This window comes from Altericroceibacterium xinjiangense (genome assembly GCF_003958635.1).
GTDB lineage: Bacteria > Pseudomonadota > Alphaproteobacteria > Sphingomonadales > Sphingomonadaceae > Altericroceibacterium_A > Altericroceibacterium_A xinjiangense.
This window is the reverse complement of the sequence record NZ_RSEK01000006.1, coordinates 171463-194850: the sequence shown is the minus strand read 5'-3', so window position 1 is coordinate 194850 and position 23388 is coordinate 171463. Positions and strand designations below refer to the sequence as shown.

The 23388-nt window shown below is 64.9% G+C and carries 18 protein-coding genes; 6 read left to right on the top strand and 12 right to left on the bottom strand.

The features are described 5' to 3' along the window. Positions 1-21: 21 nt before the first annotated feature. From ELY13_RS09205 to ELY13_RS09180, 6 genes are all read right to left on the bottom strand, one after another. Complete coding sequence (locus tag ELY13_RS09205; protein WP_126173614.1) at positions 22-216, bottom strand: hypothetical protein; 195 nt, start codon at positions 214-216, stop codon at positions 22-24. Positions 217-224: 8 nt separating this feature from the next. Then, a complete protein-coding gene (locus tag ELY13_RS09200; protein WP_126173613.1) occupies positions 225-440 on the bottom strand; it encodes a hypothetical protein in 216 nt (71 codons plus the stop codon). Positions 441-601: 161 nt separating this feature from the next. Further along, a complete protein-coding gene (locus tag ELY13_RS09195; RefSeq protein WP_126173612.1) occupies positions 602-2053 on the bottom strand; it encodes an AMP nucleosidase in 1452 nt (483 codons plus the stop codon). A gap of 106 nt (positions 2054-2159) precedes the next feature. Then, positions 2160-5585, bottom strand: coding sequence for a TonB-dependent receptor (locus ELY13_RS09190; protein ID WP_126173611.1), 3426 nt, complete (start codon positions 5583-5585; stop codon positions 2160-2162). Positions 5586-5794: 209 nt separating this feature from the next. Next, positions 5795-6709, bottom strand: coding sequence for an isopenicillin N synthase family dioxygenase (locus tag ELY13_RS09185; protein WP_126173610.1), 915 nt, complete (start codon positions 6707-6709; stop codon positions 5795-5797). Positions 6710-6717: 8 nt separating this feature from the next. Further along, the gene (locus ELY13_RS09180) at positions 6718-8037 is read right to left on the bottom strand and encodes a NupC/NupG family nucleoside CNT transporter (protein ID WP_126173609.1); all 1320 of its coding nucleotides are present in this window, start codon (positions 8035-8037) and stop codon (positions 6718-6720) included. A gap of 121 nt (positions 8038-8158) precedes the next feature. Between ELY13_RS09180 and ELY13_RS09175 the strand changes: the two genes are divergently transcribed. After that, positions 8159-8830, top strand: a complete 672-nt coding sequence (locus tag ELY13_RS09175; protein WP_126173608.1) for a queuosine precursor transporter — start codon at positions 8159-8161, stop codon at positions 8828-8830. Here ELY13_RS09175 and ELY13_RS09170 read toward each other — a convergent pair. After that, the gene (locus ELY13_RS09170) at positions 8827-10539 is read right to left on the bottom strand and encodes a bifunctional metallophosphatase/5'-nucleotidase (protein WP_126173607.1); all 1713 of its coding nucleotides are present in this window, start codon (positions 10537-10539) and stop codon (positions 8827-8829) included. The two genes, ELY13_RS09175 and ELY13_RS09170, sit on opposite strands and share 4 nt — an antisense overlap. Next, a complete protein-coding gene (locus ELY13_RS09165) occupies positions 10536-11333 on the bottom strand; it encodes a S1/P1 nuclease (protein WP_126173606.1) in 798 nt (265 codons plus the stop codon). Before ELY13_RS09165 ends, ELY13_RS09170 begins: the two co-directional genes overlap by 4 nt. Positions 11334-11512: 179 nt before the next feature. Here ELY13_RS09165 and ELY13_RS09160 point away from each other — a divergent pair, with 179 nt between their 5' ends. Further along, positions 11513-11956: a cytidine deaminase gene (locus ELY13_RS09160; RefSeq protein ID WP_126173605.1), complete on the top strand. Its 444-nt coding sequence runs from the start codon at positions 11513-11515 to the stop codon at positions 11954-11956. Positions 11957-11971: 15 nt separating this feature from the next. On the opposite strand, the gene ELY13_RS09155 is transcribed toward ELY13_RS09160, so the two are convergent. From ELY13_RS09155 to ELY13_RS14990, 4 genes are all read right to left on the bottom strand, one after another. After that, positions 11972-13453, bottom strand: a complete 1482-nt coding sequence (locus ELY13_RS09155; protein ID WP_126173604.1) for a Ppx/GppA family phosphatase — start codon at positions 13451-13453, stop codon at positions 11972-11974. After that, positions 13453-15603, bottom strand: a complete 2151-nt coding sequence (locus tag ELY13_RS09150) for an RNA degradosome polyphosphate kinase (RefSeq protein ID WP_241233615.1) — start codon at positions 15601-15603, stop codon at positions 13453-13455. Before ELY13_RS09150 ends, ELY13_RS09155 begins: the two co-directional genes overlap by 1 nt. Before the next feature lie 62 nt (positions 15604-15665). After that, complete coding sequence (locus tag ELY13_RS09145) at positions 15666-16262, bottom strand: phosphatase PAP2 family protein (protein ID WP_164549754.1); 597 nt, start codon at positions 16260-16262, stop codon at positions 15666-15668. A gap of 49 nt (positions 16263-16311) precedes the next feature. Further along, complete coding sequence (locus ELY13_RS14990; RefSeq protein WP_164549753.1) at positions 16312-16764, bottom strand: hypothetical protein; 453 nt, start codon at positions 16762-16764, stop codon at positions 16312-16314. A 286-nt stretch (positions 16765-17050) separates the two neighbouring features. Between ELY13_RS14990 and eda the strand changes: the two genes are divergently transcribed. From eda to pobA, 4 genes are all read left to right on the top strand, one after another. Beyond that, complete coding sequence (gene eda, locus ELY13_RS09140; protein WP_126173601.1) at positions 17051-17677, top strand: bifunctional 4-hydroxy-2-oxoglutarate aldolase/2-dehydro-3-deoxy-phosphogluconate aldolase; 627 nt, start codon at positions 17051-17053, stop codon at positions 17675-17677. Between the two features lie 172 nt (positions 17678-17849). Further along, positions 17850-20633 (top strand): phosphoenolpyruvate carboxylase, encoded by a 2784-nt coding sequence (locus tag ELY13_RS09135; RefSeq protein ID WP_241233614.1) that lies wholly within the window; start codon positions 17850-17852, stop codon positions 20631-20633. 116 nt (positions 20634-20749) lie between these two features. Continuing rightward, positions 20750-22150, top strand: coding sequence for an aldehyde dehydrogenase (locus ELY13_RS09130; protein ID WP_126173599.1), 1401 nt, complete (start codon positions 20750-20752; stop codon positions 22148-22150). 9 nt (positions 22151-22159) lie between these two features. Continuing rightward, complete coding sequence (gene pobA, locus ELY13_RS09125) at positions 22160-23329, top strand: 4-hydroxybenzoate 3-monooxygenase (RefSeq protein WP_126173598.1); 1170 nt, start codon at positions 22160-22162, stop codon at positions 23327-23329. Positions 23330-23388: the final 59 nt, after the last annotated feature.

Sequence of the window (23388 nt, the reverse complement as noted above, 5' to 3'; positions counted from 1 at the left end):
CTGCCGGTTTGCGGCCGATGGTCAGTCGGTTTCTCCGCTTTCCGGCTCTGCCTTTCCGCTGGGCGGAAATGACCAATCGCCTTGCGCGTCGAAATAGGCTTCCAGTTCGCGCCAGTGGCGATCCCAGCCGGGCCCGCGGCGCGAGGGCGGAACCTCGGCTTCGACCTGAAGGCGTGCCCGGGTGATCGGGTTGGATGAAGGAGCACGCTTTTCCATCGTGCGAGCTACGGCTGCCTGTCGTTGCGCGGAGGAGCGACCCAGATGCTTACCGGGGAAATGAACTTGCCCGGCGCAGGCTTGCCCACTTCGATCCGCTGGGCGGACACCAGTTCCCCCGTTTCCAGGTTGAAGCTGGCGCCGACACGCGGCATTCGGCCGAACTTCATCTTCTGCACGGGCTCGCCAGTGGCGGCGTTAATGATGGTCGCGAAAACGGTCATGACCGGCCGTTAGCTGCATTCTATCGCACGTGTCGACATGCAATCGGCGGCCGCCCGTTCGGTAGCGGTCTACCGCTCGCCCCGCCAGGCAAGGCGCCGGGTCAGCGGGCCTTACTTTCCCGCTCCGTCCAGCATCGGCGACGTTCCCCTCCACCGCGCTTTCAGCGCAACGGCGGCTCGTCGAAGCTGCGCAGCTTGCGGCTGTGCAGGGCGTCGCCTTCCTTTCGGAGCAAGTCCACCGCCTCCACCGCGATGCGCAAGTGCTGGCTCACGGCGCGCTGGTAGAATGCGTTGGCCTGTCCGGGCAGCTTGAGCTCGCCATGCAACGGCTTGTCGGACACGCACAGCAGGGTGCCGTATGGAACCCGAAAGCGGTATCCCTGGGCCGCGACGGTGGCGGATTCCATGTCGATCGCAACCGCGCGGCTCTGATTGAACCGCAAGGCGGAGCGAGTGAACTGCAGCTCCCAGTTGCGGTCGTCGGTGGTGACGACCGTCCCGGTCCGCAGGCGCTGCTTGACGCTGTCTTCGTCTTCCCCGGTGATGGCCAAGGTCGAATCGAACAGCGCCTGCTGCACTTCGGCGATTGCCGGCAGCGGGATTTCCACGGGCAGGACGTCATCAAGGACGTTGTCATCGCGCAGATACGCGTGGGCAAGGACGTAGTCGCCAATCGTCTGGCTGGGACGGAGTCCGCCGCAATGGCCAATCATCATCCACACCTCCGGCCGCAGCACCGCGACGTGATCGCAGATGGTCTTCGCATTAGAGGGACCGACGCCGATGTTGACCAGCGAAATGCCGTTCCGCCCTTCGCGCATCAGGTGATAGGCGGGCATCTGGTGCTTGCGCCAGCTTCCCGCGGCGATCTGCTCTTCCGCGTCATCGAGCCCGTTGCGGTCGAACATCGCCCCCGGCGCGGACAAGCCGGTATAGCCGCCCTCGCCGGTGCGCAGCGCGCCCACCGCGTAGCGGACGAATTCGTCGATGTAGCGGGTATAGTTGGTGAACAGCACGAAGTTCTGGAAATGCCCGGCAGGGGTGCCGGTGTAGTGCCTCAGCCGCGCCAGGCTGAAGTCCGCCCGCGGGCCGTCGAACAGCGACAGGGGCCGGTCCATGCCGGGGCCGGGCACCCAGGTTCCGTCGGCGACTTCGTCTCCGATGTTGACCAGTTCGTTGGAGGGAAACCAGCGTGAAAGCTCTGTCGGGCTGACATTCCCCAGATCAAGTCCGGCGCCGTCGAGGACATAGGCGTAAGGAATCTCGACCGCGGACCGCGCGACCGTGATCTCCACGTCGTAATCGGCCACCATGTGTTCCAGCTGGTTCCGCAGGTAATCCTGGAACAGCTCGGGCTGGGCGATCGTGGAGGAATACGTGCCCGGCTGGTTCAGCCGCGCAAAGGCCCGCCTCGGCGCGGATCGGGCCGGACGGCCGTCATAACGCACCCGCAGTTCCGGATAGCCGAAGCAGCGGTCCTGCCGGTCTTGCGCCGAAGGGCGCTTCCCATGGCGAACATAGCCGTCGAGCGCGCTTCTGAGGTTATCGACCGAACTTTGGTAAATCTCGGTCAGTTCATCGAGAATTTGGGAGATGTTAGCCGAATCTGTCATCCCGCCATCTTGCACTCTGCCGCGTTGCGCGAAAGCCCGAAGGACTGGCGTTGGTCGCGGAAAAAACCGGGCCAGCGGTTTTCCCGCCAGCCCGGCCCCCATCGGATCAGAAGTCGTAGCTGATGCCGACCTTCAGCCGCCAGACGGACGAGCTGAAGTTGATCTGGTTATCTTCGGCGATCGACTCGGCACCGTTGAACCGGGTGATGATGTACCGCCCTTCCGCATCCACGCCGCTCGCGGTAGCCACATCCTGTAGGCCGACGTAGTTGCGGCGGTGCTGCACGTTCCAGTCGTCGTCGAGGAAGTTCAGGAAGTTATCCATCGTTGCGTACAGCCTCAGGCGGTCGTCGCGAACGCCGAACATGCTCATAGGACCCGGGATCTCTTGCGCCAGCGAAAGATCGAGGTCGAAGTACCAGTCGTTGGAGCAGGTGTTCCGCTCGATCGTCTGGCCGAGGTAATCCTCGGCGCAGCTGTACGAGCTGGCCCAATCGGTTAGATCCTGCACTGCAGTCATGTTCGACAGCGGCGAGATGTTCGGGTCGGTCACCCCGGTCGGCAGATAGACCAGTGCGTTGTCGTTGCCCGACGCGCTGTCATTGAACACACCGCCGCCGGCGAACGTCAGGCTGTACGGGCGGCCGGACCGCGCGACGAACGTGAAGCTGAGGCGGGTACCGTAATCCGCCACGAACTCGTTGTCGAAGCTCGCGCCAACGGTGATGTTGTGCTTGCTCGAGTAGAAGCCACGGCTCACATCCGGATTTTGCCGGTCGAAGGCAGCCGTGCCGTCATAGTTCGATCCCGCGGTTGAGTTGAACAGGTTCCGCCGGTCCTGCGCGTCGGTGTAGGAGTAGCCGAAGCTGAAGAAGGTGTTGCCGGCGTCGGTGAACACGCCGCCGCGGAAGTTCTTCGACAGGATCAGCGAGGCGATGTGGCTGTCATACCCGCCCGAGTTGGTCAGCATCAGCTCATCGTCGCGGCCGGTGTTGAAGCATGCCGCCGTGACGCCTTCGTAAACCGGACCGGGATTGAGATCGACCAGCGTCGCGTCGCATCCGGTAACGTTCGGGTCGATCGCCGCGTAGATCGGGCGTCCGTCGACGGTGTAGCCGGCCAGCCCCTCCCTGATATCGACGGTCTGCGACAAATCCACGATCGTGAACGGATTGCGGTAGTGGCTGTAGATGTAGTCGAGGTTGAGATTCCACCCGCTGAAGAACCCGCTGGGGGCGAAATCGAGCCCGGTGATCACGCCGATGTTGGCGCGCACGACGGACGGCATCGTGATGTCCGGGCTGATCGACTGGGTGTCGCCGAGGCCGCGGGCCGCGAAATCCGAACCGGACTGCTGAACACACGCCGGAACCCCGGTGAAGGTCCCGCCGACCAGCACGTCGACCGGACCATCCGGGCAGGCCGCATCCGTCAAGCTGCCTTGTGCATTGCCGATGCCGTTGCCCTGGAAGGCATTGCCGAACCAGACCAGTGGATCACCGCCCGAGAACACGCCGACACCGGCGCGCAGCTGGATCCCGCTCAGGACGGAGAAATTGTCCATGTCGTAGGTGAAGGCGACGCGCGGCATCACCAGGGGATCGAGATCGCTGAACCCGGTCGTGTTCGGGAAACCGTAGCGGTCGAAGAAGTTCTGGTTGAGGTCGGGATAACCGCCGTCGTAGGTGTCCAGCCGGACGCCGGCGGTGACGCCGAGGCGATCGTTCACTTGCCATTCGTCCTGCACGAACAGCGAAAACACTTCGCGCTGGAAGGCCGCAGCCGCATCGCGGATGTCGCCGGAATACGAGAAGTTGCCGAACGCGCCGGCGACGCTTCCGTTCACGATGTTGGCGGGCGTGTTGAAGGTACCCGACCCAGTCGAAAGCAGGCCTTCGCGCAAGTCGTCGATGTTCTCGAACACCAGCGTGCCGGTGGCGTTCTGCACGAACAGGTTGAACAAGTCGGCCCGGTTGTATTCCACGCCTGCCTTGATGAGGTGGGCGCCGAAATCGAAGTTCATCGCAAACCGCGCCTGATCGACGGTGGTCTGCAGATCGTTGGCCGAACGCGAGAATCCGGGGCCGACTTCAACTGCACCCGGCCTGCCGGTGCCGTTGTCGACGCCGACGATGATGCGCGGGATCGGGTTGTCCGATTGCGCCTCACCCCCACCGATCGGGTCCTGAAGGTCCTGCACTTCGGAGCGGGAATAGCGCAACTCGGTCGAGAAGACGTCGCTCCACTGCGAATACAGGCGGCCGGAATAGTAGTTCGATTCCGTGCCGCTGTAGCGGAAGGTGTTTTCCCCGACGATGGTGCCGGCAAAAGAGCCGGTGGACGCCATGTCATCGCCGAATACGGTCGATTCCTCCAGCCGCTGGTAGGTCGCTTCCAGTCGGTGATTGTCGGTAATCTGCAAGTCGCCGCGGATGAAGTAGCGGTCGCTCTGGAACGGACGGCTCCGCACCAGCGGGCCGGAATCGACCCCGTAGCTGTCCCGAAGGATATCGGTGATCTCGTTGAACTGATCGAGCGTCACGCCCTCGATCCCGATCGGGAAGCCGGCGCCGGTCGGGCCTTCGTCCTGCGAAAACGCGGCTTCGGCGTGCTCGTAGGCGCCGAACACGAACAGGCGATCCTTGATGATCGGACCGCCGAGATTGACGCCCCAGCGCTTCTCCGGCTCGATCGGGGCGACTGCGATCCCTTCCACGGTTTCACCGCGAAGGTCGTTGTTGGAATATTCGAAGAACCCGCCGCCGTGGAAGGTGTTCGTGCCCGACTTGGTGACCACATTGATCGCGCAGCCGGTGAAGTTACCGTAGTCCACGTCGAACGGCGCGAACTCGACCGAAGTTTCGCGGATGGCGTCGTACGGGATCGGGGTCGAGCTGCGCGAGGAGAAGCCGGTGTCGTTCAGGCCGTAGATGTCGCCCTGGCTGATCGCATCCACCGTGAAGGAGTTGCCGCGATCATTGCCGCCGAGGCAGGAAATGCGGTCCTGGCCCGATCCGCCATCGTCACGGTCAAGGCTGACGCGCGGATCGATGCGAATCACGTCACGAACGTCTCGGTTGAAGGTCGGGGCGGCTTCCAGCACGTCGGCGTTGAAGGTCATGCCCGGACCAACGGCCAGCTGGGTGACAGAAACGCGCGCGCCGCTGACGACGATTTCGCCAACGCCAGAAGAAAGAGTGAACCTCAGGCTGGTATCGCCCTGAAGCGTCGTGGTGATGCCGGAAATCGTCTGGCCTTCGAACCCCGGAGCGTTGGCCTGGATCGTGTAAGGGCCGCCGGTGACGAGGTTGGAAGCGTTGAAGGTGCCTTCCGGACCGGTGCTCAGCGTGCGCGAGGTGTCGGTACGGGTGTCGGTGACAGTGACTGTGGCGCCCCTGATCGGCGTTCCCATGTCGTCCAGTACCGTGCCCTGGATTCCGCTGGTGATCTGCTGGGCGGCAAGTGGAGCCGGCAGGATCGTGGCAGCCGCGATGGGCGCGACGCTTGCCGCTAGGAAGTACTTGAGCTTCATGGAGTCCTCGTATTTCGGGTGCACGCCCCTCAAGGGCGACCGGGGTCCCCTAGAGGGCAGGTAGATTACAGTCCGGTTACAACCGTGACCGCATTTGCCCCGAGTTACGGCTTTCTGCGCCCCCCAATTCTGAACTTTGGTTCATTTTCCCCGACATGTTGCTGCAGCGCAACAGCGCGAACCGCCAGCCTCGTTGCAGTGCAGCGGAGTCAGGCCAGGTTGATTTCACGCAGCCGCTGCTGGAGGTAGTCGTGCGCGGTAATCGGGGGCTCCGCGTTCTCATCCGCGCATTGCGGCAGCGGTTCGATCAGGAAATCGGGCCGAAAGTGGAGGAAGAACGGCATCGAATAACGGGAACGGCGTGCTGCCGGTCCGCTGGGATTGACCACCCGGTGGGTGGTTGAGCGCAAGTGCCCGTTGGTCAACCGTTGCAGCATGTCGCCAATGTTGACCGCCAGCGCGCCTTCGGGCGGGGAAACGGGCAGCCAGCTGCCGTCCTTCGCGAGCAGCTCCAGACCCGCCTCTTCCGCGCCCAGCAGCAGGGTGATGGTGTTGATGTCCTCGTGCGCCGCAGCCCGGATCGCGCCTTCGGCGCCAGGCGATACCGGCGGGTAGTGCAGCAGGCGCATGACGGAGTTTCCGTCCTCGACGGTTGCGGCGAAGAAGTCCCGCTCAAGCTCGAGATGCAGCGCGATTGCCGAAAGGATGCGCAGCCCGGTGCGATCGAAAGCCGCGAACAGTTCCTCGAACGTGGAGCGGAATTCGGTCAGTTCTTCCGGCCAGACGTTCGGCGCCATGTAGGCTTCCAGCGAATGTCCCGGCGGCAGGGTGCGCCCGACGTGCCAGAATTCCTTCAGGTCATGCACTTCGGCGCCCTTGGCTCGCTCGATCCCGAAGGGGGTGTAGCCCCGCGCTCCGCCGAGGCCCGGCTGGTGGTACCGGCGCTTCGTCTCTTCCGGCAGATCGAAGAAGGCGCGCGACATCTTCTCGGCCCGGACGATCAGGTCCGCCGGGATGCCGTGGTCGCGAACGATGGCAAAGCCGTATTCGGCAAAGGATCGGCCAAGCTCGCCGCTCAAATCCTCGAGCGGGCGAGCAAGGGAGACAGAGGCGATATCAGTCATGGCGTGTCCTAGAAGGAAAGGAAGAGGCCGGCGAGCGCGGCGCTCATGAGGTTGGCGAGCGATCCGGCCGCAAGGGCACGCAGGCCGAGCCGGGCGATCACCGGCCGCTGGTTGGGTGCCAGCCCGCCGGTTACCGCCATCTGAATCGCGATCGAGCTGAAGTTGGCGAATCCGCAGAGCGCGAACACGGTGACGGCGCGGCTGCGCTCGCTCAACGTGCCCGGTTCAAGCGCGCCGAGATCGATGAACGCGACGAATTCATTCAGCACGATCTTGGTGCCGAACAGTCCCCCGGCGACGACTGCTTCGTTCCAGGGGATGCCCAGCAGAAGCATCACCGGCGCAAAGATCATGCCGAGGATTCCCTGGAAGGAGAGCTCCGGAAATCCGAACAACCCGCCCGCCCAGCCGAGCAGGCCGTTGGCGAGGGCAACCAGCGCCACGAAAGCCAGCACCATCGCGCCGACCGCAACTGCAAGACGCACGCCGGTCTGCGCGCCTTGCGCCGCAGCCTCGATGATGTTTGCGGGGGACTGTCCTTCCTCGAAGGTTTCCGCGCTCGCTACTTCGTGCGGCTTTCCGCCTTCGGTGATTGCGGCCGGGCCTTCGGAGCTGATCCGCGCGGCAGGCAGGGCAACGGTGCCTTCCGCCGCCGCGCTCGGTTCGGTTTCATCGGGCACGATGATCTTGGCCATGACGATCCCGCCGGGAGCGGCCATGAAGGCCGAAGCGAGCAGGAATGGCAGGTAGGCCGTCCCGAGCAGCCCGGCGTAGGCGGCCAGAATCGTGCCTGCCACCCCGGCCATTCCGACCGTCATCAGGGTAAACAAGCGGGAAGGGGACAAGCCCGCAAGGTAGGGGCGGACCACCAGCGGGCTTTCCGACTGACCAACGAAGATGTTCGCCGCCGCGCCCAGCGCCTCCACCCGGCTGACTCCGGTCACCCAGCCGATCGCCCCGCCGACCCAGCGAACCACCCGCTGCATTACCCCGAGGTGATAAAAGATGGACACCAGCGCGGCAAAGAACACGATCACCGGCAGGGCGCCGAGGGCGAAGCTACCCGACAGCGGATTGTCGGCCGCCGCCCCGAACAGGAATTCGGTGCCCGCGTTGGCATAGGACAGCAGCGCGGCCACGCCGTCAGCCATGGTCTGGATCACCAGGCGGCCCCCGGACGTCCGCAGCACGACGAGCGCGATCAGCGCCTGAAGCGCGAGGGCGGACACGACGATCCGCAAGCTGATCCGCCGCCGGGCCGTGGACAAGCCGACGGCCACGAGCAGAATGACGGCGATCCCAAGCAGGTTCACAAGGGCGGTGGGCATCAGGGTCCGGGGAGAAAGGGGCCAGGAAAGAAATCGCCATTGCGCAAGGACTCCCTCGCGTCAAAGACTCGCTGCACGATCACTGTCTTTCCTTTCCTTGCGCGACGCAATAGCAGGCGCCATGCGCTCATCCTCCCCCGTGACGATTCCGTCGCCTCTGTTGCTTTACAGCGTGCTCTACGGAGGGATGACCTGCATCGCCGGGATTCTCGGGGCCAAGCAAGTCGCGCTGGGACCGCTCGCGGTGGAAGCGGGCATTTTCCCGTTTCTGCTGCTCGTGGCGATTTCCAGCGCCGTCGCCCGGTTGTACGGAAGGGCCTTCGCGGACCGGCTGGTGCAATTCGGCTTCGTGCCGCTGGTCACCGCAATCCTGCTGACGTGGCTGGTCATCCAGCTGCCGACCGACGAAGGGATGTACGAGCCGGCCAAGGCCGCCTTTCCGATCGTCCTAGGCCAGAGTTGGCGGCTGATGGCCGCGGGGATCGTCGCCTACGGCGTATCGATGACGCTGAACGTCCACTTGTTCTCCCGCTTCAGCCGCCGATGGAAGTTCGTCGGCTTGTCCGGTGCAATTGCCGCGATGCTGAGCCAGATCGTTGATACGCTGATCTTCATCACCGTCGCGTTCTACGGGACGCGCCCGATCGCCGCGCTAATCGCCGGGCAGGCCTTGGCCAAAGTGGTGCTTTCGCTGCTGCTGGTGCCGGCAGTGATCGCCTTGCTGGTCCGCTTCGGGCAGCGGTTCCACGGCCGTTCCATGGTAATCACGGCCGATACTCGCGAAGCCTCTTAATTGTTGCCCAGCCTGCGGATCCGCCCCGGCTGCGGTACCGCTGCGCCGGGCTTCAAAAGCCCTTCCAGCGCTTCGAGATCCAGCCCTGCGTCCACCCTGTCCGTTGCTTGTTTCAGCACGGTGAAGTTGTCGCCTCCGCTCGCCAGGAAGGAATTGACGGCGATACGGTAGCGCCTGCCGGGGGTCACCGGTCCTCCGTTCAGGCGCATCTCCACGACCCGTTCGCCCGCCGGGCGCGACAGATCGTAAGCGAAGGAGAAACCTTCGCTGGGGAAGAGCATCGTCGGTTCCTGCGTTGTGTTGGAGCCGCTGGCGAACTGCTGTTCCAGCAACGCCTTCAGTTGGGCCCCGGTCAGCGTCAGCACCGTCACCGTATTGCCGAACGGCTGCATCGCGAAGATCTGGCCGTACGTGATCGCGCCGTTTTCTCCCGGTGTCAGACCCGTGCGCGCGCCGCCCTGGTTGAAGAAGGCAATCTCGGCTCCCTTCGCCCGTCCGGCCGCGAGATGAGCGTCCGCGATCAGCAACCCGGCAAGGTCTTCGCCTGCGGCATTCGGCTGCCGCGTTACCGGGCCTGAGAGCGTTCCCACCACGCGGGCCGCTTCGGTCCGCGATGCCGAGACATAGCGTTGCACCAGCGCGGCTGTCGCTGCATCGGGAGCGAACGCGGGCAGCAACGGCACGACCGCGGACGACGCCTCGCGGACGATGACATTGTCCGCATCCGCAGCGATCAGCGTGCCGTCGGGCTGGAACGCAAGCCGGATGTCGCTGATCCGGGTTCCGTACCGCCCGGCGCTGGTCAGCAGCAGCGGCGGTCCTCCGCCTTTTCGCGCCAGCTTGCAGACATAGGCCTGATGCGTGTGGCCGGACACGACGAGGTCGATTTCCGGGTCCAGCTTGTCCAGGATCGGCAGGATATCGCCCGTCAGGCCGGGGCAGCTCGGATCGCTATCGGTCTCCATCCGTCCGCCTTGGTGGATCAGCAGCACGACGGCATCGGCCCCGGCGGCTTTCAGGCGAGGGACCAGCGCGTTGGCGGTTGCTGCTTCGTCGCCGAAAGTCAGCCCCTCGACTCCTCCGGGAGTAACCAGCGTCGCGGTGTCCTTCAGGGTCATCCCGATAAGCCCGACTTGTACCGGGCCAAAATCCTTGATCGCCCAGCCGGGGAACAGGGTTTCGCCGCTCTCGGTCTGCACGTTCGCCGCTAGGAAGGCGAACGCGGCGCCGTCGAACGGCTCCAGCCGGCAGGGCTGGCGCGGGGTGTGCACGGTGCATCCGCCTTGCTGCATGCGGACAAGCTCATCGGCGCCCTTGTCGAATTCGTGGTTGCCGACCGCGTTGTATTCGACCCCGACAAGCTCCATCGCCTGGACCGTCGGCTCGTCAAGGAACAGCGCGGAAGACAGCGGCGAGGCGCCGATCATGTCGCCGGCGGACACCGTCATCGAATAGCGCGCGCCCGCCCGCAAGGCCGCAGCTGCCCCGGCCAGAACGGCGACTCCGCCTGCGGGCACCTGCACGCGTGTTCCGTCCCCTGCATCCGCCTCGACCGAGATTCCGGGAGCCTCCAGATTGCCGTGGAAGTCGTTGATCGCGAGGATCTGCACTTCAATCGGGGGCGGCGGGACCGGTTCGAGCCGGGCGAGGGGCGTTGCGCAGCCGGCAAGCGCCAGCAGGGCTGCGGTACAGAAAAGCGGAAATTTCATTCGCCCGCCGTGGTCGTCCCTTGGGCGGAGAAAACCCCATCCAGGTAAGCGGCGAGGCGGATGCCGGCCTGAGCCAGCCGCTGCTTCACGACAGGGGTGTGGCGGTAGATATAATCGTAGGACAGGCTCGGCTCAGCCGGGTAGATCGTGTCGCGGATCGCGGTGCTCTCCCCAATCCACACCATCGGGTCGGAATTCCACCAGGCGATCACCTGCTGCGGCGTCATCCGGCGCTGGAGCCGGTCGGCCATTTCGGAGAAGGCCAGCTGCTCCTCATCCACCAGCTTGCTGTCCCATACGGTATGCAGATTGGTCGGTTGGCCGAACCAGGCCACCTTCACGTCGTTGCCGCCGCGATCCGTCCCGTTGCCGGTGTGCAGCGGCTGGTGGAGATCGGCCACGATATGGACGATGAACCGCAGGGCGAGCTGCTTTTGCTCAAGGCTGCTGGCCGGATCGCGCAGGATTGCGCGGAACCGGTCCAGCGCGGTCACGGCGTCGCCTTCGGCCGGAGCATGATCGTAATGCGCGCCTTCGACGGTCACGTAATGCCAGGGAGTGGCCGTGGCCCAGAACGGATCGGGGCTGGACCGCATTTCGTCCGGCCAGGTGGACGCTTCCTCAAGCGTTTCGGTGCCGAGGATAGTGCGGATGTGGGCGCGGGTCGCGCCGCTTACCGTATCCTCAGCGATTGCGGCCGCCACGCGGTGGCCGGTCTTGCCCCAAGCCAGTGCCGGAGACGGCGCAAGCAACGCTGCCAGGGAAAGCAGCGGAAGAATAACCCGTGATTTCATGTCTGTTCCGGAACAACGAACCCGGCGACGCCCTGCCGGAAGCGTGGGTCAGTTTGATTACACTTCCCACGGGTTTGCACTACACACAGGGGCCGTCTGCCTGCATGGGGGGTGAGATATCGCCGCAGGCTGCTTCGGACCGATCGTCCCGCAGGCACGGCAGCAGAACGGAACCAGCCATGGACCAGAACGACTCCTCACCAGAAACACCCGACGCACGCAAGGACTCCGATCTCATCGCCGCCGCGCGCGGTGCAGCGGTTCATTCCTACGCCCCGTATTCCCGCTTCAAGGTCGGCGCCGCCCTGCGCTTCGCTGATGGAACGATCGTGACTGGGACCAACGTGGAGAACGCCAGCTACGGGCTGACGCTGTGCGCCGAAACGGTGGCGGTCGGGCAGGCGATGGCGCAGGGACGCCGCGGCGGGCTGGTCGCCGTCGCGGTGACGGCAAGCGGCGCTGATGTCGTCACGCCGTGCGGCCGCTGCCGTCAGGTGCTGATGGAACTCGCCGGGCTGGGAGGGACGGACCCACTGATCCATTGCTGCGGGGAAAGCGAAGTCCGCACCGCCCGCTTGTCCGAACTGCTGCCCGCCGCCTTCGGTCCCGCGCGGCTCGCCTGACGGTAATCGGAAGCGCTAGAGGCGATCGACGCGCCAGCCGCGCCCCAGCTTCTCGGCCACCTGCTTAAGGTCTTTCTCGATCGAATCCTGGTAAAGCGGCATCAGCCGTTCCGAAAGGTGGAGGACTACCGCGTCATCCTCCACCCGCAGGCGCGTCTCTCCGAAAGAGCGGACCGTACCGGCCGCAAGTTTGCGGCAAAGCCGGGTTGCCAGCCCCCAGATTAGCCCTTCCTTCAGCTGTTCGGGCGAAGCGAGGTCCTGCAGTTCGCCTGGCAGCTTCGAACTTCCGCACGCGCCGAGAAGAGCCGCGCCGAGAACGGCGCGATCCGGCGCGCCGACACCGATCCACCGCTTGTGCAGCGCCCAGTCCAGCGCGTGCCGCCGACGGATGTTCGGTTCGAGCCGCGCCAGCGCGAGCGCGAGCATGATCGCCGCCAGCCGCAGGCGGTGCGGTCCGTCCCCCGCCGCGGCGGCGATATCGGCAGTCCAGCCGGCCACCACCGTGGCCGTGACCAGCGTTGCTCCGGATGGGGAGGTGAAGTCCGCGGCACCAGCGAGCAGCGGGTCCTGTGCCCGAGTGATCGGGGTCATCGCCTGATACAGCAGCCCTTCGCGCAATCCCCAGGCTGACACGGTCAACCGGCTTGGTTGCAGTTCGTCGATCAGCACCCCGAGCAGCGCGGCGGCATCGGGCAACATCGCCGCCCGGGACGAGGAGATGCCGGGAATGCGTTCCAGCTCGCCGGGTTTGCCTGTGGACAGGGCCGCGCAAACTTCGGCCGCCTGTGCGGGGTCGAGGACGTATCCGTGAGGATCCTCAAGCGGCGATCCGGCCGCGACCATCGCGTAGCGTGCAAAGGACCGGAGCGTGCCGCCGACAAGGAACAGGTTTTCGCCCTTTTCGGCTGCGTAGTCTGCCTGAGCGATCATCCTGCGAACGCTCTTGTCGAACTTCGCCGCCCCTTGAGCGCGCATTCCGGGAAGGCGCAGCGTACCCAAAGGCAGGCTGAGCCCATGGCTTGGCGCATCCTGTGCGATCTCCACCAGTTCCAGGCTCCCGCCGCCCAGATCGGCTACGATTCCACTTGCGCCGGGGAACGCCCCCAGCACCCCGAATGCGCTGGTTTCCGCTTCTTCCCTCCCGCTCAGCAGGCGGGGAGCAAGGCCGAGCGCCGCCACGCGCTCCAGAAACTCCGCCCCATTGTCAGCGTCGCGTACAGCAGCGGTGGCGACGGTCTGCACGTCCTCCACCTGCATTTCTGTCACCAGCAGGGCGAACCGCGCCAGTCCGCCCAGCGCCAGACTGCACGCCTCTTCCGGCATCGAGCCGGTCTTCGCCAGCTGTCGCCCGAGCCGCGCGGTCACTTTCTCATTCAGCAGAATGGTGGGCGCGCGGCGCGGTCCGCCGTAGACGACCAGGCGTACCGTGTTCGACCCGATGTCGATCACTGCACGCGCATCTGTCGACTTCGACCGGTTCGTGTCCACTCCGTTCATTACCTCTCCCGTCCGCGGCGCAAGGAAAGCCGGGGAACCTCTCCTCCGCTTTCCAGTGCTCCGCCGCGGCCGGAAAGCGAAGGGTTGGTCATGAAATAGCGGTGGAGATTGAACTCCCGCCCTTCCGGCACCCCCCGTTCATACTGACCATCGGCCCGAAGTTTCCAGCTGCGCTGGGTATCCAGCAGGTTGGCGAGCATGACCTGGTGTAACACTTGGTCGTGGACCGTCGGGTTGCGCAGCGGGACCAGCGTTTCGACTCGCCGTTCCAGGTTCCGGGACATGCCGTCGGCCGAAGAGATGAACACGGTCGCTCTCCTGCTCGGCAGGTTGGATCCGTTAGCGAAAGCCCAGATGCGGCTATGCTCAAGAAACCGGCCGATGATGGACTTGACCCGGATCGTGTCCGACAACCCGGGCACGCCGGGCCTCAGGCAGCAGATCCCCCGGATGACGAGATCGATCGGCACTCCAGCCTGACTGGCCGCATAGAGCCGCTCAATCAGTCCCTCGTCCGTCAGGGCGTTCATCTTGGCCCAGATGCCGGAGGGCTTTCCCTTGGCTGCGTTGGCGATCTCCCGCTCGATGCAGGCGTAAAGTCTGTCCCGCAGGCTGATCGGCGCAATCGAGAGCAGCTCTGTCCGACGCGGTTCGACGTAACCGGTGATATAGTTGAACAACCGCGCCGCATCGCGCCCGGCCTTGGGGTCGGCGGTGAAGAAGCTGAGGTCGGTGTAGATCTTGGTCGTGACCGGGTGGTAGTTGCCTGTCCCGAAGTGGCAGTAGGTACGGTAGCTGTTGCCTTCCCGCCGTACGACCATCGAGACTTTCGCATGGGTCTTCCACTCGACGAAGCCGTAGATCACCTGCACTCCGGCGCGTTCCAGCTGGGAAGCCCACATCAGGTTCTGTTCTTCGTCGAAACGGGCCTTGAGCTCGACCACCGCAGTTACCGACTTGCCCGCTTCGGCCGCCGCGATCAGCGCGGCGATTACCGGGGACTGATGACCCGCCCGGTAAAGCGTCTGCTTGATGGCGACCACATCGGGATCGGCCGCTGCCTGCAGGAGAAAATCGACCACCACCTCGAAGCTCTCGTAGGGGTGCTGGATGACGATGTCCTTCTCCCGGATCGCGGCGAAGCAATCGCCGTCATGTTCCAGGATCCGCTCGGGATAGCGGGGGCTGTAGGCATCGAACTTCAGTTCCGGCCGATCTTCCTCGATGATGTCGGCCAGGCCGACGATCCCGATGAACCCTTCGTTTTTCCGGATGATAGCGTTTTTCAGACCCAGCTGGTTGCGCAGCAAGGCCTCGGCCTCAAGGTCGAAGTCGGCTTCCAGTTCGAGATGGATGACCTTGCCCCGGCGGCGGCGCTGGATCGCGCTGCGGAAGTGGCGAACCAGATCCTCAGCGTCTTCCTCGATCTCGATGTCGCTGTCTCGAAGTACGCGGAATATTCCGCTGCCTTCCACCCGGAAGCCGGGGAAAATCAGCGCGGCATAGCGGCAGAGGAGGTCTTCGATGGCGATATAGAGCGTTTCCGGCCCGGGAACGCGAACCAGCCGCGGCAAGGTCGGCGGGATCAGGATCATCTCCATCACCTGCGCCCCATCGCTTCGCCGGGAGAGCGAGAACATCAATCCCATGCCGCGATTGGACACGAACGGGAAGGGGTGGGCCGGATCGATCGCCTGGGGGGTTATCACCGGGATGATGTGCGACTGGAGGTATTCCTTCAGCCATCGCGCCGCGCCGGGTTTCAGCTGGTGGCCTGAAGCCAGGATGATCCCGGCCTGGTCGAGCTCCTTCTGCAGGGATTTCCAGATCGTCTGCTGCGAACGTTCGAGCCGCTTCACTTCTTCCCGAACGGCTGCAAGCTGCTGCGTCGGAGTGCGTCCGTCGATGGACGTTTGCTCAATTCCGCGGCGGACCTGTCCGGCAAGCCCGGCCACGCGAACCATCAGGAACTCGTCCAGGTTGCTGCCGGAAATCGTCAGAAAGCGGAGACGCTCCAGCAGCGGGTATTCGGTGTTGCACGCTTCGTCGAGCACGCGCCGGTTGAACGCGAGCCAACTGAGTTCGCGGTTGAAGAAGCGCGCGTCGGCGCCCTCCGCCCGGGGCTGAGGCAAGTTCGGGGAAGTATCCATCGCGCGTTTTCCGTCCAGCCCCTGCATGGGCGCGCCATATGACAGTTCTGTGAAACCGGGCGTCATTCGCCGAGAATTGGCGTGAGCAGCGCATCGGCGATAGCCCCCGCGGCCATCCCTACGACCGCGCCGGCCAGCACATCGCCCGGGAAATGGGCGCGGCGGAAGATTTGCAGAAAGCCGAGCGTGGCCGCAACCCCGTACGCGGCGGCACCGTGCCTCGGGTACTCCTGCGTGAAGCCGTGAGCCACTGCGACAGAGCCGGCCGTGTGCCCGGAAGGAAAAGACTGCAAGGCTGCCTCGTGCGAATGGCCGGAAGCCATGAGGTAGCGCTTGTCGTCGAGCAAAGCCATCGGACGGCTGCGGTCGATGTTGTTCTTGCCCACGGTCTTGACGGCTGTCGCCAGGGTATGCGCCGCCAGCATCCGCAGCGCTGCGCGGCGCAAGCGCGCGTGTCCGCCAAACACGCCGATTGCAAAGCATCCTGCCGCAAAGGCGCGCAGCGGAGGTTCGTCGGCGAGATTGCCGATCTTGCCAGTCCAGTAGCCCAGTTTGCTGCGGATCGCCGGTTCCATTTTCCGCAGGATCGCGATGTCGGCTCTTTCAGGGGGCGACAACTGGGACCGCCTCGCTTCGGACAGGAACGGGATGGGGCGCATTCTTCGGATCTGCCTTTCTAGCGAACCAACGCGCCGGCCCGGATTCGGTTCAGGAGCTTTGGTGAACCGGCGTCGGGCAGGGGCAGGAGCGGTCCGATGCAGGGCCGGCATAGGGGAGCGGCGCGTTCAGCAGGCGCCGCGCGGTTTCCACGGCCCAGGCTAAGGCTCCCGGCAAGCCGTGCGGCAAGGATCGCGTGGCGCATGCCGGTGGTTTTCCGCAAGCGCTCGCCATCAAGGCAAGGATAGCGCGCTCGTCCGGGCCGATGGTTTGGCTGCAGCAGCATTCCGCTTCCAGCGGCCGGCCGAGGCAGCCTTCGGTTAACTGGAACACGCTGTGCAGCGCAATTGCAGCCTCTGGCGTGACGCCAAGCTCAGCCGAGAGGTCGATTAGATTAGGGATTTCCCGTTCTCCTGCCTCCACGGCTGCATGCCGCCGCCGGAGCATTCGCAGTACGATGAAATCGCACCAGAGGAGTTCGCTTTTGATGACCGACATCTCCATGGTTGCATCTCCCTTGCTGATGATCGGACAATATCGCTATTGATAGTCATTCGCAACAAGTTGTTTTGCGGTTTTCGGCGCTTGCTTTATCCTGAGGCATGTCGAGCGGAAGCGCAGAGGGAGAGGCTGCCGAGTGGAACATGGTGGTGGAACAAGAGGCCTCAACGCGGCCCGTGGAACTTTTCCGGGCGCATTCGGTCGATGCACGAACAAGGCTGCCCTCATTCGTTGATCAAAATCGCGGCAAGCCTGCCCGTCGCACGCTGCATAAACAGGAGAAGACTGCATGAGCCGCTCGATCGAGGACATCATGCTTACGGCGCCGGTCATTCCGGTGTTGGTGGTCGAGGACGCCGCGCAGGCGGTGCCACTGGCCGAAGCCCTCGTCGCGGGTGGGCTTCGGGCGATCGAGGTCACCTTGCGCACGTGCGCGGCGCTGGAGGTGATCCGGGCAATGAAGCAGGTCGATGGCGCGATCGTAGGGGCCGGTACGGTGACGAACCAGCACGAGCTAGCCGATGCGCTGGAGGCCGGGGCGGAATTCATCGTCTCGCCCGGACTGACCGAGCCGCTGGCCAAGGCGGCGATCCAGGAAGGCGTGCCGTTCCTGCCCGGCGTGGCGACAGCCGGAGACATCATGCGCGGCCTTGATCTCGGGCTGAAGCACTTCAAGTTTTTCCCGGCCGAGGCCGCAGGCGGAATTCCGGTGCTGAAGGCGCTGGCCGCTCCGTTTGCCAGCGTGCGGTTCTGCCCCACCGGTGGGATCAGCGCCAAAACCGCGCCGGACTGGCTCGCGCTCGACGCCGTCCTGTGTGTTGGCGGCAGCTGGGTGGCCGGGAAAGGACCGCCCGACCGCGAGACGATTCAACAAGCGGCGCGGGAGGCGAGCGAATTCCGGGCCGCGAAAGCATGACGCGCGGCGCATGCCGTATTGGTTCCGACTTGCGGGGCAAGCGTCGCGCGGGCAGACTTTGCAAACCCTAAGCCGGAGGTTCAATGGTCAGGTGCATTCCCGCCGCAGGCGTCGCGCTGTTTCGGAGCAGGCCGTGGCGGCCGGCCTTTGGCTCCGCGCAGGGCGCAAAGCTGTGAGGACGGTCGGCGATCTTCTCGACCGGTTGGAGACGCTCCACGGCCGAACCCGTGAGACTCCGCTGTTCAACCCGGTCTTCCAGCTGTCGCTCGAACTTTCGCGCCTGATCGAAAGCGGGAAAATGCCGCTGGAAGCCTGTTCGGCACTGATCGCGGAACTGGAATGCGATACGTTGAACAGCCGCGCCCGGCGGCTGCGCGACCTCGTCTCTCCCGCAGCACCGGATAGCGACGCGCAGCGCCTTACGCGTTTGCTGGCGGACGAACCCGATGATTTCGCCGCCTTCCGCGAACGCTGGGAACGGCCGCTGCTGCACGCGGTATTCACCGCTCACCCTACTTTTCTGCTATCACCGGCTGAAGGGGAGGCCGTGGCGCAAAGCGCGTCGGGCGGGGCAGACATCGATGCGGGCGCTTGCGGCGATTCCGCCGCGCAGCAGCAGGTCACGCTGGAATATGAGCATGCTCAGGCGATGAACGCCATCGCCAGCGCGGCGGCGGCACGTGACCGGATCGTGTCCGGCCTGCTGGAAAAGGCGAGCGCGGCATTCCCGGAGCAGTGGCATGATTTCGCTCCCCTGCCGTTCCGGTTCGCGACCTGGGTCGGGTATGACATGGATGGGCGCACCGACATCGCATGGCACGATTCCATCGGCTTCCGCCTGAGGGAAAAGGCCCAGCGCCTGCACGGCTATGCCGCCGCGCTGGAGGAAGTCGACCCCGCGCACCCATTGCTGGGCGAGTTGCGGCCCGCGGCCACTTATGCCGATGAGCGCGCGCAGGACTTCGCCGCCGGTCTTTCGGCTTCCGCAGCCGTGTCAGCTGCGGCGAACCGGCTGACCGCCGATCACCCGCACAAGCTGCTGTCGCTTGCCCCCTTGATCGAGTCTCTGGAAGCAGAAGCGCGCCAGTGCGACCGGGCGCGCGCCATCCGCCTCAAGACGCTGACGGCGGCAATGCGGGCCGATGGCCTGGGGATGGGCTGGATCCATTTCCGCGTGAACGCCAAGCAGCTGCACAACGCGATCCGCCGCCGGATTGACCCCGAAAATGGGCTCGACTTGTCAAGCAAGAGCGCACTTGCGCGGCTGCGACAGGCCTTGGCCGAAGCAAAGCCGCTGCGGACCAACTTCGCAGCGCTCGCGATCGAGAGCAGCACCGCCATTCGCCAGTTCCTCGCGATTGCGCAGATCCTGCGGCACATCGATGCCGATGCGCCGATCCGGATGCTGATCGCGGAGTGTGAGCAGCCGGCGACGATACTCGCCGCGCTCTACTTCGCGCGCTTGTTCGGGGTAGAGGACAAGGTCGATGTCTCTCCGCTGTTCGAGACGGAGACTGCGCTCGAACATGGAGGGCGGCTGCTGGACGCCCTTCTCGCGGAAGAGGTGTTCCGGGACTATGCCCGCCGGCGCGGACGCGTAAGCATCCAGACCGGGTTTTCCGACGCGGGGCGCTTCATCGGACAGATCCCCGCCAGTCTTGCGATCGAACGATTGCAGGGACGACTGGCCGGGGCGATGGCCGAGAATGGAATGACCGATGTCGCCGCGCTGGTCTTCAACACCCACGGTGAGAGCATGGGGCGAGGCGCGCATCCCGCCAGCTTCGCCGACCGGCTCGCCTGGCCGCTGAGCCCTTGGGCGCGCAGGCGCTTCGTGCGCGCGGACATCGCACTGGAGCCGGAAGTGAGCTTCCAGGGCGGCGACGGGTACCTGTTCTTCGCCACCCCTGAGCTGGCGCTGGCAACCTTGATGCGTGTGGCGGAAGTTCGCCCTGCATCGGCCGATCCTGACGCTCCCCCCGATCCCTTCTATCGCCGGACCGAGCTGAGCCTCGACTTCTATCGCGCGGTGAAGGAGCACCAGCAGCAGCACCTCGAAAGCCCGACTTATGCCCGCGCGGTCACGGCTTTCGGGCTCGGCCTGCTCAACCCGACCGGAAGCCGGATCTCGCGCCGCCAATCGGACGTGACGGCCGAGCGGGAGATGAACTTGCGGCAGATCCGGGCCATTCCGCACAACGCAATCCTCCAGCAGCTCGGGTACCCCGTGAACGTGGTGGCCGGGATCGGCAGCGCAGCCGATGGACGATACGAGGAGCTGGCCCAGCTCTTGTCGGAAAGCGAGCGCGGCCGGCAGGTGGTCCGGCTGGTGCGGGCGAGCAACGCGCTCGCGAGCATCAAGACGGTTGCCGCCTACGGCGAACTGTTCAATGCCGCCTACTGGGCGAGTCGCCCTTATCGTGGCACGGAAACGCATCTCGCCGCCGCGTGCGAGGCGCTGGCGGAACACCTGGTGGACGATGACCGCACCGGGGTGTTCCGGCGGCTGGCGTCCCGGCTGCGGGTCGATGCGCTGAAGCTGCACCGCTTGCTGGCGCTGCTTCCGGACGAGAATCCGATGTCCGACAGGGAGCATGTCCGCCGTGCGATCGGCGTGCTGCAGGCGCTGCGTCTGGCGCTGTTGCAGCACATCTTCCTGCGCGCGGTGGCGATCCCCGCGTTCAGCCGCGCGAACGACATCAGCCGGGAAGACGTGCTGGAGATGGTCTTCACCCTCAGGATTGACGAGGCGCTCGCCGAACTTCGACGGGCCTATCCGATCCGGTTTCGCGGGATCGAGGATTTTGCGCTCGATGAGCCGACCGACTACCCGGAGCAGGGCGAGGCGGGATACGCCGCCATCCGGCGCGAGTACATCGATCCCATCGATGCGGCTTACGCGCTGACGCTGCGGATAACGACGGCGATCGCCAACCAGTTCGGCGCCCATGGCTGAGGGCGCGCGGCAAGCATGAGGCGATTGCGCCTCCGTGCGGACTGCCGCATGATCATGACCAGCGTGCCGGTTCTGAAACTCGGTTCCCGTCATCTCGAAGTACAGGAGCAGTCCCGATGAAGTTCGAACGCATCAACCCGCTGACCGGGGAAGCAGCATCCAGTGCCGAAGCGATGAAGGCGTCCGATGTTCCGGCGATCGCTGCCCGCGCTGCGCAGGCGTTCCCGACCTGGTCGGCCATGGGTCCGAACGCACGGCGGGCGGTGCTGATGAAAGCGGCCGAGCGGCTGGAGGCAAAGAAGGACGCCTTCGTCGAGGCAATGATGGGGGAAATCGGCGCGACCGCTGGCTGGGCGCTGTTCAACCTCAATCTTGCTGCCGGAATGGTGCGGGAAGCGGCGGCGATCACCACGCAGATTTCCGGTGAGGTGATCCCGTCCGACAAGCCCGGCACGCTGGCGATGTCCTTGCGGGAACCGGTGGGCGTGATCCTCGGCATCGCGCCGTGGAACGCTCCGATCATCCTTGGTGTGCGTGCAATCGCAGTACCGCTTGCTTGCGGAAACAGCGTGATCCTGAAGGCATCGGAAAACTGCCCGCGCACACACTCGCTGATCGTCGAGGCGTTCGAGGAAGCAGGCTTCCCGAACGGCACAGTCAACATCGTCACCAACGCGCCGGAGGATGCGGCGGATGTAGTCGGTGCACTGATCGATGCGCCCGAAGTCCGGCGGATCAACTTCACCGGATCGACCCACGTCGGAAAGATCATCGCCAAACGCGCGGCCGAACACCTGAAGCCTGTGCTGCTGGAACTGGGCGGCAAGGCGCCGTTCGTGGTGCTGGAAGACGCCGATCTCGACGAAGCGGTGAAGGCCGCTGCCTTCGGTGCGTTCATGAACCAGGGCCAGATCTGCATGTCGACCGAGCGGATCATCGTGGTCGATGCCGTGGCCGACGAGTTCGCGGCGAAGTTCAAGGCGAAGGTCGGCTCCATGCCGGTCGGCGATCCGCGGGAAGGCAACACGCCGCTCGGCGCGGTGGTCGATGCGCGCACGGTCCAGTGCGTGAAGAGCCTGATCGAAGACGCGCTGGGCCACGGCGCCACGCAGCTTGTCGGCGGCGAGACGACCCAGAACGTGCTGATGCCGGCGCACGTGATCGATCATGTCACGCCGGAGATGAAGCTGTTCCGTGACGAAAGCTTCGGCCCCGTGGTCGCGATCACCCGCGCACGCGATGCCGAGCACGCGGTGGAGCTGGCCAATGACACCGAATACGGCTTGTCAGCCTCTGTCTTCACGCGGGACACGGCGAAGGGGCTCGAAATCGCTCGGCGCATCCAGTCGGGCATTTGCCACGTCAACGGCCCGACGGTGCACGATGAAGCGCAGATGCCGTTCGGGGGAATGAAGGCATCGGGCTACGGCCGCTTCGGCGGGAAGGCGGGCATCGATGCCTTCACCGAACTCCGGTGGATCACCATCGAGACGCAACCCGGCCATTACCCGATCTGAAAGGCGCCCATGAATACGCAAGTCTGCATTATCGGGGCAGGGCCCGCGGGGCTTTTGCTTGGCCACTTGTTGCGGGCAGAAGGAGTCGACTGCGTTGTCCTTGAGCGGCGCAGCCCCGATTACGTGCTTGGCCGCATCCGCGCCGGGGTGCTGGAGCAAGTTACCGTCACGCTGATGGAGCGGCTGGGCCTCGATGCCCGGCTGAAGGCTGAAGGACTGGTCGAGGAAGGCTTCAACCTGGCTGACGGAGAGCGACTGGTGCGCATTCCGCTGACCGAGCTTACCGGCAAGAACGTGGTGGTCTACGGCCAGACCGAGTTGACGCGGGACCTGATGGAAGCGCGCGAGGAGCGCGGGCTGGAAGTAATCTATGGGGCGGAGGATGCCGCGCTTCATGACGTCGAAACGGACGCGCCTTACGTCACTTACCGCAAGGACGGCGCCGAGCGGCGAGTGGACTGCCGGTTCGTCGCCGGGTGCGACGGGTTCCACGGCCCTTCGCGTCAGGCGATCCCCATCGATGCAGGGCAGGAGTATGAGCGGGTGTACCCGTTCGGCTGGCTCGGCATCCTGGCCGACGTGCCGCCTTGCAGTTCCGAACTGATCTACGCCAACCACGAACGCGGTTTCGCGCTTGCGTCCATGCGGTCCGCAACCCGCAGCCGCTACTACATCGACGTGCCGCTGACTGAGCGGGTCGAGGACTGGCCCGATGAGCGGATCTGGGATGAACTGGCGATCCGGCTCGGGCCCGAGGCAGCGGCCAACATTACGCGCGGCCCATCGATCGAGAAGTCGATCGCGCCCCTGCGATCCTACGTCTTTGCGCCGATGCGCCACGAGAGCCTGCTGCTGTGCGGCGATGCGGCACACATCGTACCGCCAACCGGGGCCAAGGGGCTGAATCTGGCGGCGTCCGATGTCCACTACGCGGCAGAGGCGCTGATCGGCTTTTTTTGCAAGAACAGCGCCGATGCAATCGCCCATTATTCGGACAAGGCGCTCGCGCGGGTGTGGAAGGCGGAGCGGTTTTCCTGGTCGCTCACGCGCCTGATGCACCGCTTTCCGGAGGATGGCCCGTTCGAGCGGATGATGCAGGTGGCCGAGCTGGACTACATCGCGTCCAGCCGCGCAGCGCAGACCGCAATCGCGGAGAACTATGTCGGCCTGCCGGTGTAGAAGATGATTTGGAAGGAGCCGCTGGAACACCCGGCCAGCGGCTCCTTGTAATCGTCAGG